Source organism: Streptomyces sp. UF-297 (genome assembly GCF_058245575.1).
Genome location: NZ_JBSIBZ010000021.1, coordinates 80,510 through 93,646 on the forward strand (window position 1 = coordinate 80,510; position 13,137 = coordinate 93,646).

10 protein-coding genes are annotated in these 13,137 nt (G+C 73.7%); 8 read left to right on the top strand and 2 right to left on the bottom strand.

The window, feature by feature from the left end; all coding sequences use genetic code 11:
• The first annotated feature begins 2 nt into the window (after positions 1–2).
• The 8 genes from AC4IJH_RS15195 (at position 3) to AC4IJH_RS15230 (ending at position 11,633) form a co-directional block, all read left to right on the top strand.
• Positions 3–1,103: a hypothetical protein gene (locus AC4IJH_RS15195; RefSeq protein ID WP_490852200.1), complete on the top strand. Its 1,101-nt coding sequence runs from the start codon at positions 3–5 to the stop codon at positions 1,101–1,103.
• Positions 1,104–1,234: 131 nt separating this feature from the next.
• Positions 1,235–1,966 (top strand): MBL fold metallo-hydrolase, encoded by a 732-nt coding sequence (locus AC4IJH_RS15200; RefSeq protein WP_490852201.1) that lies wholly within the window; start codon positions 1,235–1,237, stop codon positions 1,964–1,966.
• Positions 1,967–2,113: 147 nt separating this feature from the next.
• Positions 2,114–2,866, top strand: a complete 753-nt coding sequence (locus AC4IJH_RS15205) for a pyridoxamine 5'-phosphate oxidase family protein (RefSeq protein WP_490852202.1) — start codon at positions 2,114–2,116, stop codon at positions 2,864–2,866.
• On the top strand, positions 2,863–3,363 hold the full coding sequence (locus AC4IJH_RS15210) for a GNAT family N-acetyltransferase (protein WP_490852203.1): 501 nt from the start codon (positions 2,863–2,865) through the stop codon (positions 3,361–3,363). Before AC4IJH_RS15205 ends, AC4IJH_RS15210 begins: the two co-directional genes overlap by 4 nt.
• A 252-nt stretch (positions 3,364–3,615) precedes the next feature.
• A complete protein-coding gene (locus tag AC4IJH_RS15215; RefSeq protein WP_490852204.1) occupies positions 3,616–4,311 on the top strand; it encodes an alpha/beta fold hydrolase in 696 nt (231 codons plus the stop codon).
• A gap of 292 nt (positions 4,312–4,603) precedes the next feature.
• Complete coding sequence (locus tag AC4IJH_RS15220) at positions 4,604–5,251, top strand: sigma-70 family RNA polymerase sigma factor (RefSeq protein ID WP_490852205.1); 648 nt, start codon at positions 4,604–4,606, stop codon at positions 5,249–5,251.
• Positions 5,248–6,993, top strand: coding sequence for a hypothetical protein (locus AC4IJH_RS15225; protein ID WP_490852206.1), 1,746 nt, complete (start codon positions 5,248–5,250; stop codon positions 6,991–6,993). The genes AC4IJH_RS15220 and AC4IJH_RS15225 overlap by 4 nt, the downstream gene beginning before the upstream one ends.
• A complete protein-coding gene (locus AC4IJH_RS15230; protein ID WP_490852207.1) occupies positions 6,990–11,633 on the top strand; it encodes an FtsK/SpoIIIE domain-containing protein in 4,644 nt (1,547 codons plus the stop codon). The genes AC4IJH_RS15225 and AC4IJH_RS15230 overlap by 4 nt, the downstream gene beginning before the upstream one ends.
• A gap of 87 nt (positions 11,634–11,720) precedes the next feature.
• Here the strand turns inward: AC4IJH_RS15230 and AC4IJH_RS15235 are convergent, their stop codons facing one another.
• Together AC4IJH_RS15235 and AC4IJH_RS15240 are read right to left on the bottom strand one after the other, a co-directional pair.
• Positions 11,721–12,026, bottom strand: coding sequence for a hypothetical protein (locus AC4IJH_RS15235; protein WP_490852208.1), 306 nt, complete (start codon positions 12,024–12,026; stop codon positions 11,721–11,723).
• Between the two features lie 51 nt (positions 12,027–12,077).
• Positions 12,078–13,085: a hypothetical protein gene (locus tag AC4IJH_RS15240; RefSeq protein WP_490852209.1), complete on the bottom strand. Its 1,008-nt coding sequence runs from the start codon at positions 13,083–13,085 to the stop codon at positions 12,078–12,080.
• Positions 13,086–13,137 lie beyond the last annotated feature (52 nt).

The window sequence follows — 13,137 nt, forward strand, 5'->3', positions numbered from 1 at the left end:
CCATGGACACCCTTCGCAACCGCGCCGAGAGCCACAAGATCGCCCGTCTGCTCGGTGTCGCGCCGGAGCGGCTGGAGTTCCTGCATGCCCTGCCCGCCGACGACGTACGGGAGCTGCGGGTACATACCGTCGCCGCGCTCTTCGACGGCGCGCCCGAGATGCTGGACCGCATCGCCGCCGCCACCAAGCTCGTACCGGCCGGGGTCGCCGCCGCCATCTCGCAGAAGGCGCTGGGCCCCAAGCTCGCCGCCTCCGTCGCCGGGCGGCTGGACCCCGCGCGCGCCGCCGACATCATCGAGAAGCTCCCCGTCTCCTTCACCGCCGAGTCCTGCGGGCACCTGGACCCGCGCAGGATCGCGGGCATCGTCGACCGGCTGGACGAGGGCCTGGTGGTCCGTATCGCCGTCGCCCTGGCCGAGCGCGGCGACCACCTGACCATGGGCCGCTTCGTCGGCCATCTGCGCGACCACGCCCTGGAACGCATCCTGGGTTTGATCGAGGACTCCGTCGTGCTGCGCGTCGGCTTCTTCATCGACCAGCCCGAGCGCCTGGACCCCATCTTGGAGCTGATGGACGCCGAGCGGCTGGCGGGGGTCATCGGGGCGGCGGGCGACGGGCTGTGGCCCGAAGCGCTGGCCGTCGCCGCGCTCGTCGGGCCCGGGCGGCGCGCCGAGATCGCCGCCCTCGCCGCCCGCCAGGAGCCCGCGCGCCTGGACGCGCTCGTACGGGTCGCGCACGAGCAGGACCTGTGGGAGGCGCTGCTGCCGCTGGTGGCCCTGCTGGGCGAGGAGGACCGCCGCGCGGTCGCCGCACTGCCCTCGCTGCGGGACGCGCAGGTGCTGGGCGAGGTCGTACGGGCCGTCGTCGCGACCCGCCTGTGGGCCGAATTCCTGCCGCTGGTGCGGGAGTTGCCCGAGCCGTCGCGCAAGGTGGTGGCCGACGCTGCGGGGGCGCTGCCGGACGAGGACCTGGACGTCCTGGTGCTGGAGGTGGAGAAGCGGGACCTGTGGGAGGAGGTGCTGCCGCTCGTGGAGATCATGGAGGACGGGGCGAAGGAGCGGATCTTCGCTCTGCCCGCGTTCCAGGCGCAGGGCTCGGAGTGACGGGAGGGCGGGGGCGGCACGCGGAATGCCGGTTTCCGCGCCCGCTCCCCGCCCCGCGTCCGCTCTCCGCTCAATTCGCCCCCGGCGCAATGCCATTGGGCCCGGCCACGGCGGCCGGTTAGCGTCGCCGCATGACGAACTCGCAGCTCACCCGCGTCGGCTCCGACATCTGGTTCCTCCCTCTCAAGGTGAGCCATGTGCACATCGTGCGCCTGCCCGCCGGCGGATACGGCCTGGTCGACACCAGCCTCCCCGGCTCCGCGCCCGCCATCCTCGACGCGCTGGCGAGCCTCGGCGCCCGCCCCCAGGACCTGCGGCAGATAGTCATCACCCACAGCCACATCGACCACCGGGGGTCCGCCGCCGACCTGGTGGCGGCCACCGGCGCCCGGGTTCTGGCGGGTGCCGCCGACGCACCGGTCATCCGCGGCGACGTCCCCGAGGCCCCGCCGGTCATCGCGGGGGACCGGGACCTCTACGAGCAGGTCATCGGCATCGTCACGGCGCCGGACGAGCCGCCGCTGAGGCCTGTGGGCGTGGACACCGAACTCCACGACGGCGACATCCTGGAGGACTGGCCCGGCGCAGCCCGCGCGGTGCACGCGCCGGGACACACTCCGGGCGCCACGGCGCTGCACCTTCCCGGCAGCGGCGTGCTGTTCCCCGGCGACACCATCGCCGTCCTCGAAGGCCGCGCCCTCCTGCACCCCTTCAACATCGACCGGGCCGGGGCCATCGCGTCCTTCCGCCGCCTCGCCTCCCTCGACGACGTGGACACGCTGTGCCAGCCGCACGGCGAGCCGGTGGTCAAGGGCCTGGCGGAGCTGCTGCGGGCGGCCACCCCCGAGGACGACTGGGCCTGAGAAAGGCGATCTTGTAGGCTCCGGCGATACGCGGCGGACGGGTGTTCGGGGTCCGGTGCGCGGGGCCCCTCGCAGGAGGCCGGGCGTACGGGCCGCGGGGCGTACGGGAACGGGGAGAGGGCGGACGCGATGACGGACGAGGTGCCCATGAGCGCTTCACCGGCCGAAGGCCGGCTGGCCGTCACCGAGCGGACCCGCCACCGCCGCCTGCGGGAACAGGGCAGCACCGCGCGCGCCGACCTGGACGCCGTGCTGTGCGCGGGCTTCGTCTGCCACCTCGGCGTACTGGTCGACGGCGCCCCGATGGTCGTGCCCACCGTGTACGGCGTCCGGGGCGACACCCTCTACGTCCACGGCTCGGTCGCCTCGCGCAGCCTGGTGCACTCCCCGGGCGGCACGGTCTGTGTGACCGTCACCCATGTCGACGGCCTGGTCCTGGCCCGCTCGCTGTTCGAGCACGGCGTCAACTACCGCAGTGCCATGGTGTACGGGGTCCCCCGCCTGATCACCGAGGGCGACGAACTCCTGGAGGGGCTGCGGGTGTTGAGCGAGCACAGCGCACCCGGCCAGTGGGACTACGCGCGCCGCCCCAACCGCAAGGAACTCGCCGCCACCTGCCTGCTCGCCCTCGGTCTCGACGAGGCCTCGGTCAAGACGGCATCAGGTCCGCCGCAGGACGGGGACGGCCCGGACGGCGAACTCGGCCTGTGGGCGGGCGTACTGCCGCTGCACATGGTCTGGGGCGCCCCTCGGCCGGACCCGTCCCTCCCTGGCGGCATCCTGCCGCCCGCCCACATCGCCCGCCGCGCCGGACAGCCCGCCAACATCCCCGACACCCCCAACACCCCTGATACCCCCGATACCCCTGACACCCCCGACACCCCCGTGACGCACCCATGACCGCACCCGCCGCGCAGCTCACCCTCCCCCTCACCGTCCGCGACATGACCCACGCCGACCTGCCCGCCTGCGCGTGGTCGGGCACCGATCTCCATCTGGGCAATGTGGCACGGCAGTTGGACCGCGCGGCCCGCGGCCAGGTGGACTACCTCGCCCTCTGCCCGCCCTCCGGGATGCCGGTCGCCCTGGGTGGCGTCGACTACTTCGCCACCCAGGGCGTGGGCACCCTGTGGCAGCTCGCCGTCCACCCCGCCCTGCGGTCCTGCGGCATCGGCACCGTCCTGATCCGCGCCGCCGAGGACCGCGTCCTCGCCCGCGGCCTGGACCGCGCCGAACTCACCGTCGAACTCTCCAACCCACGGGCCCGCGCCCTGTACGAACGCCTCGGCTACCGCTCCTTCGGCCAGGCCCCCACCGCCTGGGACGAACAGGCCCCGGACGGCTCGGTCCGCCGCTACGACACGGTGGTCACCCTGATGTACCGGCAACTGGGCTGAGGGCTGTCCGGCCCTTGCCGAGCGCTCCCGGGGAGCGCGGCGGCACCGCCGCACCCGGCGGCCTGCGGGGGCGGCGGGCCACTGCGGGCCGGGCGGGCTCCGGGGCGGTGGCGGGCGGTCGGCTATCGTCGGGGATTTCGGCTATCAGTTCTGCTGTTTCCGGGTGCGTGCGCAGGGGCCGTGCGATGTTGTGTCGCGGGGCGTCGCGGCCCGGGGCGGTGTGGACGCGGGTTCGTGGCAGAAAGGCGCCCAATGCAGCTTCATACCCATGAGTGGGGGACCGGCGACCGGATCGCGGTGCTGATCCACGGGATCATGTCGGACCACCGCACCTGGCGGCGGGTCGGCCCGGCGCTCGCCGAGCGGGGATACCGCGTCATCGCCGTGGACCTGCGCGGCCACGGGGCCAGCGGGCGCGGGCCGTACGGTGCGGAGATCTTCGCCGACGACCTCGTCGACACCCTTCCGCAGGGGGCGGAGCTGGCGATGGGGCACTCGCTGGGCGGCATGGCGCTGTCGCTCGCGGTGGAGCGGCTGCGGCCGCGGCGGGCCGTCTACTCCGACCCGGCCTGGCGGCTGGGGGCCGTGGACCGGCCCGTGGACCCCGCGGTGTTCGCCGAGTTCAAGCGCGCCTCGGCCGGGATGATCAGGAGCTTCAACCCGCGCTGGGAGGAGGCCGACGTCGAGCTGGAGGCGGCCACGCTCCAGGTGTGGGACGCCGATACGGCCCTGGCGCTCTCCGGCGAGACGGCCCGGGACCGGGTGCCGGAGCGGCCGGTCGTACCGTCCCTGGTGCAAGTGGCGGGCGAGGGATTCCTGTTCACCGAGGAGAGCAAGAAGCTGCTGGCGGAGCGCGGCTTCGAGGTCCGTACGGTCGAGGGGGCCAAGCACACCATCCACCGCGACGACTTCGACGGATTCATGAAGTCGCTGGAGGGCTGGATCTAGAGGTGGCCGGTGGATCCGGCCGGTAATCCGGAGGGTTTGGGTCCGCAGGTTTCTCCGGCGGGCGGACGACGGCCGTCCGCCGGAGAGGGGGGATGGGGGTAATTCGGGGCGTATATACCGAGTTGGCCAAGGGGTGGAATGCCGGGATGTGTTGCGGAATCGCCAGGATTTATCACGGTGTTTTGCCCGTCTTCAGGGCTGCTGTTTAGTCTGTGGCCAGTGGTACGACCAACCACTGTCCGGTCGGCTCCTGGGTTACCGGAGCACTGAATCCCCCTGAGGCAGCGCTGCGATGACCGAACCGGCTATATCGGCCAAACCGGCTATATCTGCTATATCGGCTGCAACTGCCGCATCGGACCGGCGTTTCCCCGCCGTCCCGACGGGCTCCCGCCCGCCCGCCGAGGAGCGCATCACCGCCCTTGTCCTGACGCACCGTCAGTCCCTGTTGCGCTATGTGACCCGCATGCTCCCCGGCGACCCCCAGCGCGCCGAGGACGTCGTCCAGGAGACGCTGCTGCGCGCCTGGCTGGAGAGCGGCGCGGGCGGTACGGACGGCCCCGTGCGCCTGGGGGAGCAAGGGGGCGGCACGGGCCGCGAGCCCGGGCTGCCGTGGCTGTTCAGGGTCGCCCACAACGTCGTCATCGACTGGAGCCGGCGCGACCGCTCCCGGCCGATGGTTCCCACCGGGCTGCCGCCGGAGACCGCGGGCCCCACCGACGAGCACGCGCTCGTCGTGGAGCGGGCCCATGTCGTCGAGCTGCTCGCCCAACTGTCCCGCCCCCATCGAGAGGTTCTGGTGTACACATACCTGCTCGGCTGTTCCGGACCCGATACCGCGCATGCGCTGGGCATACCGGCCGGCACGGTGAAGTCCCGGCTGCATCACGCGATGCGCCAGCTGCGGAACGCCGCCGACCGCGCGCGGGAGTGCGCGTGAACCACGGCTCCCTCGGCACCGCCCCCGGGACCACCGGCCCCCTCCCGACGCTCGCACTGGGCATGCCGGACCGCACCTCCTGGCTGATCCTGAGCGGATTCCTCGTCGCCCTCGTGGCGCTGATCTGGCTGCTGGCGCGGGTGGTGCGCAAACAGGGCGGCTTCCGCAAGGCCTGCCGCCGCCTGGCGTGGGAACTGCGCATGACCGCCCGGGCGTTCACCGCACCGCTGCGCGCCTACCGGCGGCACCGGCGCAGCGCCCGGACGCTGGCGGCCTTCTTCGCCGACCCGTCCGCGTACGACATGGCACGGGCGGCGCTGGACGCGGCGGACGCCGAATCGGGCGCGGGCTGCTACGCGCCCGCCGTCCGCCTGGACCCCGCCAGGGACCGCGCCCGGGTCGTGGTGGCGGGCCGCGACCCGGTCGGGTCCGGCGGCCCCGCCCGGCCCTGGGCCGACGCGGCCGCGGAGCCGGGGGAGTGGACCTGGTCCGCGCCGGCCGCCGCGCTCGCGAGCACCGCATCGAGCGGGCGGGCACGGCTGCTGCTCGTGCTCGGCGTGGACCGGGCCGAGCCGGGAACGGTGCTGGTGGACTGGCTCCGCGGCCCCGCGGCCCTGACCGTGGAGGGCGACGCGCGGGTCTCGCGCAGCGTGCTCCAGTCACTGGCCGCACAGCTGGACCGGATGCCGGACGGGCCTGCGGTACGGGTGGCCTCGGGCGTGCACCCGCGCTTCCCCGGGGCGGCGCTGGAGGACCTGCTGGCCGAGCTGACGGACGCCACGGCCGATGCCGCTGCGGACGCCACGGCCCACGCCGGTTCCGTACCGGCCTCCCCGGACCTGCGCAAACGGTCAACCGACGCTGGGGGAAGCGCCGACGCCGATGCGGCCGCGGCCGACGCGGCACCGGTCGTGGTCTGCTGGGCACCGACCCCGCAGCAGGCCGCCCGCCTGGCCGAACTGTGCGCTGCGGGCCGAATCCGCGCCCTGGTCGGCGGCCGCTTCCCGGGCAACTGCTGGACCCTGCACGCCGAGCCGGACGGCCGCCTCCTGGGCCCCGGCCCCCGCGTGGACGTCGAGTCCCCCGCTCTGAGCCGCGCGGTGGCCCGCACCGTACGCCGAGCCGGCCCGGCCCCGCGCCGCCTCGCCCCCGTACCCCCTGGGACGCCACCGCCCGGTTCGGCCCACCCCGGCGCCCCGGCCCCGGAAGCGAGTACGGACACGGAGGCGTCACCCGCCGCGACCACCGCTTCCGCGCGATCCGCCGCGGCCCGTGACACCGTCAACGCCACCGGCCCCACCCGACAGCACCGGACACCGCACGACGCGTCCGCAGCCGCAGACTTCACCGAGCCCGGCGGCGCCGCGTCCGACGGCGCCGGACCGGGCCCCGGCGGGGGTGACGATGCCGAGCGCGGCAGCGCGTCCCCCGTCGCGTCCAGCCGCACCACCACGGGCCTCGCCGGGACCGACGGCTGCGAAGCCGACGGTGTGCACCGCGCTGCGCCGGACCGCTCTGCGCCGGGCCCCGACGAGTTCGCCGAGGGGCGCGGAGCCGGTGCCGGTACCGGCAGCCGTGCCACCCCCGCCGCCGCCACTCGGGCCGAGGCCGAGCCCGACCTGTCCGAGCCCATTGCCGGGCCCGGGCGGACGGGGCCCGTGGGGGTTTCGGCGGCCGGTGGTGCTTCATTCGAGCCGGGTGCGACCGGCGACTCCAAGGAACGGACCCCTCGTAACCCGTGAGACTCTTCGTCAGTATTGCTTCGGCGCAGGCGCCCGGACGGCGCCGCGATGTGGTGGTGCACACCGCCGCCGGTACGACCGTGAGCGCGCTCGCCGCCCGGCTGCACGAGGGGGAGGGGGTGCCCGCCCTCTTCCTCGGTGCGCGCGAGCTGCCGCACGACCTGCCGCTGTCCGCCGCCGGAATCCGGGACGGGGTCACCCTCGGCCTCGGCGGTCCGGTGCCGGACGGGCCCGACGGCGGCTACGGCCCCGAGCGGGACGAACTGCCGCCGCCGTCCCGGTCGGCGGACGGCGAGCCGCTGCCGCGCGGCCCCCGGGCCGAGCTGCAGCTCGTCGGCGGTCCGGGCGCGGGCAAGGTGTGGCCGCTGGAGCCCGGCACGCACACCGTCGGCCCGGCGCAGGGGAGTTCGGTACGGCTGGAGGGGCGGGGCGTGCCCGCGGAAGGGGTGCGCCTCACCGTCCGTGCGGATGGCGGCGTCCTGCTGGAGCAGGGGAAGGGTGCTGATGGCGTGGCGCTGTCGGTGCCGCAGCCGCCGCCCGAGCGGCCGCGCGCGGACGCGCCCCCGCTGCCGCCCGCGCCGCCGCCCGAGCTGCCCGATCCCTGCGCCGACACCCGCACCCCCGTCCCGGACGGCTGGGTGCAGTGGCCGCTGGGCGGTGAACTGCGGCTCGGCGAGCTGTTGTTGCGGATCGCCGAGCCCACCGAGGCGGACGCCGCCGTCACGGCCTCCGAGGACGGCGCGTACCTGGACTTCAACCGGCCGCCGCGGATCGTTCCGCCGCTGGTGCCCGAGCGGTTCACGCTGCCCTCGCCGCCCACGCCGCCGACCCGGCGCACCATCCCGCTGCTGGTGGTCGTCGCGCCGATGTTCATGGGCCTGGCGATGGTGTTCTTCCTCCACTCCTACTTCTACTTGATGTTCGCGTTCTTCAGCCCGGTGCTCGCCATCGCGAACAGCATCAGTGCGCGGCGCAGCGGCTACCGCGAGTTCCTGGGAGCGGTCGCCAACTACCGCACCCGGCGCGCCTCTTTGGAGAGGGACGTCGAAGGGATGGTGGAGCGGGAGCGGGCGCTGCGGGTGGCCGCCGGGCCCGACCCGGCCGCGGCCGGACTGTGGGCCGTGGGCCCCGGTGCCCGGCTGTGGGAGCGCCGCCGCGGCCACCCCGACCACCTGCTGCTGCGGGTGGGCACCGTGGGCCAGTCCTCGCTGCTGACCATCGACGACAGCGCCCGCGAGGAGAACCACCGCACCGCCAACTGGCAGATACCGGACATGCCGATCGGTGTGGACCTGTGCGGCGACGGCGTGGTCGGCATCGCGGGGGAGCGGGACGCCACGCGGGCGCTGGCCCGGTGGGCGATCGCGCAGGCAGCGATTCTGCACAGCCCGCGGGACGTGCGCATCACCGTGCTCACCGACGCGGCGGGCGCGCCCGCCTGGGAGTGGGTGCGCTGGCTGCCGCACGCCCGCCCCGGCGAGGGCGGGGTGGCCGCGCCGCCCGCGGGCGGCCCGAGCGTGACCCTGGGCAACGACCCGGAGACGGTGGCCAACCGCGTCTCCGAACTGGTCTCCGCGATCCGCTCCCGGTCCCGCTCGCGGGAGTCCGCGATGGGCGGCGCGCTGCTGGCCGAGCCGGATCTGGTCGTGGTGCTGGACGGCGCGCGCCGGCTGCGTGACGTCCCCGGCGTGGTGCAGGTCCTCAAGGAGGGCCCGGCCGTACGGGTCTTCCTGATCTGCCTGGACCAGGAGGAGCGGATGCTCCCCGAGGAGTGCGTGACCGTCTGCGCGGTCGGCGCCCGCGAGGTGACGCTGCGCCGCACCGGCGCCGCCGACCTCACCGGCATCCGCCCCGACCTGGTCGACACCGGCTGGTGCGAGCGCGTCGCCCGCGCCCTGGCCCCCGTACGGGACGTCACCCCCGACGGCGCCGACGGGCTGCCCGGCAAGGTCGACCTGCTCTCGCTGCTGGATCTGGAGCCGCCGCGGGCGGCGGAGCTGGCCGCGCGCTGGACCAAGCGCCCGGCCTCCACCGGCGTGCTGCTGGGCGTCGGCTACACCGGGCCGGTCACCTTCGACCTGGTCAAGGACGGGCCGCACGGGCTGATCGCGGGCACGACGGGAGCCGGTAAGTCCGAGCTCCTCCAGACGCTGGTGGCCTCGCTGGCGGCCGTCAACCGCCCGGACGAGATGACGTTCGTGCTCGTCGACTACAAGGGCGGCAGCGCCTTCCAGGGCTGCGAGCAACTGCCGCACGTCCTGGGCATGGTCACCGACCTGGACAGCCATCTCGTCGAGCGGGCGCTGACCTCGCTGAGCGCCGAACTGACCCGCCGCGAGCGGGTCCTGGCGGACGCGGGCGCCAAGGACCACACCGAGTACCGGGCGATGCGCCGCCGCGATCCCGCGCTGGCGCCGCTGCCCCGACTGCTGCTGATCATCGACGAGTTCGCGACCCTGGCCCGCGATGTGCCCGACTTCGTACCGGGCCTGGTCGGTATCGCCCAGCGCGGCCGGTCGCTGGGCCTGCACCTGCTGCTGGCCACCCAGCGCCCGGCCGGTGTGGTCACCGCCGACATCCGCGCCAACACCAACCTGCGCATCTCGCTGCGCGTCACCGACGCCATGGACAGCCAGGACGTCCTGGAGGTCAACGACGCGGTGACCATCTCCAGCGAGACGCCGGGCCGCGCACTGGCCCGTATCGGGCACCGTTCGGTGCTGCCCTTCCAGACGGCCTTCGTGGGAGCCGTACGCAAGGACGCGCAGCCGGACAAGAGGGCGACAGGCCGGGGCACCGGCGTCCCGGACCTGCAAACGCCCATCTGGACCAGCGAGTTGGACTGGTCCCTGCTGGGCCGTACCGCCGCCGAACCGGACGCGGAGCAGGCGGTGGACGCGCACGACCCCCTGGAGCAGCTGGAGGACCAGGACGCGCCCACCGATCTGACGGCGCTGGTCGAGGCGGTCCAGGAGGCCGCGGCCGAACTGGACATCCCGCAACAGCCCAGCCCCTGGCTGCCTGCGCTGCCGCACGCGGTGGGGCTGGCCGAACTCCCCGAGTACGCCGACCCGGCGGACGGCCGTCTCGCGCCCGTCGCCTGGGGCCTGACGGACCTGCCGGGCGCCCAGCGCCAGGAGCCCCTGGAGCTGGACCTGTCCCGCTTCGGGCACCTGTTCATCCTCGGCACCCCGCGCTCGGGCCGCTCCCAGGCGCTGCGCACCATCGGCGGCGCGCTGGCCCACCGCCACTCCAGCGCCGATGTGCACCTGTACGGCATCGACGCGGGCGGCGGCGCGCTGGCGGCCGTGTCCGCGCTGCCGCACTGCGGCGCGGTCGTGCCGAGGTCCGACCTGGAGCGGCTGAACCGTCTGCTGGCCCGGCTCCTCGCCATGATGGCCGAGCGCCAGGAGCTGCTGACCGCACACGGCGCGGCCAACCTCGCCGAGCTGCGGGCCCTGCTGCCCCGCGCCGAACGCCCCGCGCACATCGTGGTGTTCATCGACGGCTGGGACTCCCTGGCCGCGCTGCTGGGCGACCACGACGGCGGCCGCCCCGTGAACGAGCTGACCGCGCTGATCCGCGAGGGCGCGCCCCTGGGCATCCATGTCATCGCCACCTCCGAGCGCGCCCTGATGACCGGCAAGGTCGCCTCGCTCAACGACGAGCGGCTGCTGCTGCGGCTGACCGACCGCAACGAGTACAGCCTGGCGGGCATCTCGCCCAAGCAGGTCCCCTCCCACGTGCCGCAGGGCCGCGGCTGGCGCGGCGGCAGCGCCGCCGAGGTGCAGATCGCGCTGCTCGGCGAGAAGCCGGCCGGTCCGGTCACCGGCCGCGACCAGGCCGAGGCGCTGCGGCTGATCGGCGAGCGCGCCGACCACCGCGACCGGGACGTGCCCGCGGCCCGGCGCCCGGCCCGGGTGCTGAGCCTGCCCCGGCAGGTCTCCTTCACCGACGCCTACGAGAAGGTCGCGGCCGAGCAGCGGCGCCCGCTGTGGGGCCTGCTGGGCGTGGGCGGCGACGAACTGGCCGCGGTGGGCGTGGACTTCGCGGCCGACGCGCCGTCCTTCCTCGTCAGCGGCCCGCCCGGCAGCGGCCGCTCCACCGCGCTGGCCACCCTGGCCGTCTCGCTGCTGGCGGGCGGCACCCGCATCGTGGTGCTCACCCCGCGCGAGTCGCCGCTGCGGGCCCTGACCCGGCACCCGCGGGCCACCGTCCTGCAGGAGCCCGACCCGTCGGCCGACGACGTCCGCGCGGCGCTGGAGGCCGAGCCGGGCCCTGTCGTGGTGCTGCTGGACGACGCGGATCTGCTGGCCCAGATGCCCGCCGCCGACCCGGTGCTGCGCGAGATCGCCACCACCGGGCGGGACCGCGGCATCGGACTGGTCGCCGCTGCCACCCCGGAGACGCTGACCTCGATGAGCATGGGCTGGCTGGGCCAGGTGAGGCGGGTGCGCAAGGGCGTCCTGCTGTCCCCGCAGTCGCCCACCGAGGGCGATCTGCTGGGCGTACGGGTGCCGTACGACCTGCTGCGCGGGCGCCCCACCCCCGGCCGCGGGCTGAGTGTCGACCCGGTCACCGGCGCGCTGGTGTCGGTGCTGGTGCCGGAGACCGTACTGCGCGAGGAGGGCACCGGCTGAGGCCGCCGAGCCGGCAGCTGCAACTGTGCCCCGCGGACCAGGACGTCGCAGTCCGGCCGCGGGGCACGGTCGTCGGTGCGGGGCGCGTCAGCCCTTCTTCGTGCTGGCCGCGATCTGCTCGTCCATCTTCTGGATGTTCTCCTTGATGGTGTTGAGCTGGGTGGCGAAGACGGTGATGCTCTCGATGGCCTTCGTCAGCGACAGCGTGAGCTGGTTGTAGGACTCCTTCAGCGCCGGGCTGCTCTGCTGCATGAACATGCCGTTGTCCAGCAGGCCCTCGACGGTGGTCTTGGTGTTCGTCAGCATCGGGTTGATGTTGTCGACGGCCTTGTTCATCTCAGTGGAGACGCGCTCGATCTCGGTGTAATCGAGGCTGATGTTGCCGGAGGGCATAGGTGCTCCTTGTGTTGTGGTGATGGGGGAGGAAAGGCGGATCGAGGGGGATCAGCCGGGCTTCTTCGGGGTCCAGCCCGTGTCCCCGCGTGCGTTGTTGCTGGTCCACTCCTCGGTACGGCCGTCGACCACCACGGTCTTGGTGCCGCTTCCGTCCTTCTTGACCTCGATGGTGGTGCTGGTCTGGTGACCCTTGCTGTCCGTCGAGGTGGTCGTGGTGCCGGTCACCGTCTGCTCCTTGCCCTTCTCGTCGGGGCCGACGGTGGTGTACTTGGTCGTGGTGTCCCGCTGACCGGTAGCCGGGTTGGTGACGGAGGAGGTGGTGCCCGTGGTGGTGGTCACCTTGCCGTCGGGCTCCGTGGTGGTGGAGGTGAAGTCGTCCTTGGTGGTACGGCCCTGGGGCGTCTCGCTCACCTGCGAGTTGCCCTTGGTCTTGGTGACGTTGCCGTGCGCGTCGGTGGAGGTCCCGTCGTAGGTGCCGTCGGGGTGGTACTCGGTGGTGTCCGTCGCGGTCAGCCCGGTGTTGGTCTTGATCGTCGTGGTGACCTTGGTCGGCCTGCCGTCCGGGCCGTACTCGTACGTCGTGGTCGTGGAGTTTCCCTTGCCGTCGGTGGTGGTCCACTGGCTGGGGCGCTCACCGGGCTTCTCCGGCTCCTTGGGCAGGTCGGAGGGCTTCCAGTCCGGGTTGTCCTTCTTGTACTGCTCCACCGTGTTGTGCCAGGCGTTCCACTCTTCCACGCTGGAGTTGTAGCGGTCCGAGGCGATCGAGGCGCCCTGCTTGGCGGCGTCCTTGGCGAGGTTGAAGTCCCAGTTCGCCCACTGCTTGGCCACGCCGTCATAGAGCTGGGAGAGCTTGTCCAGCTTGTCCTCGGAGCGCTTGAAGGCGCTGCTCCAGGTGAGGTAGTACTTGCGGATCGCGGCCTGGGCCGTGGTGGAGCCGACCTCGTCGACGGAGTACACCTGCCGGCTCTCGCGCGCCTGCTGGACCTGCCCTTTGAGCGTCTTGGCCTTCTGCGCGACATCGTTGAGCAGCTCGTAGTCGACGGCTATGTCGGGCACGGTCACTTCCCTCGCTGTGTCTGAGGCCTGTATACGCGGTCTTCACTGATCA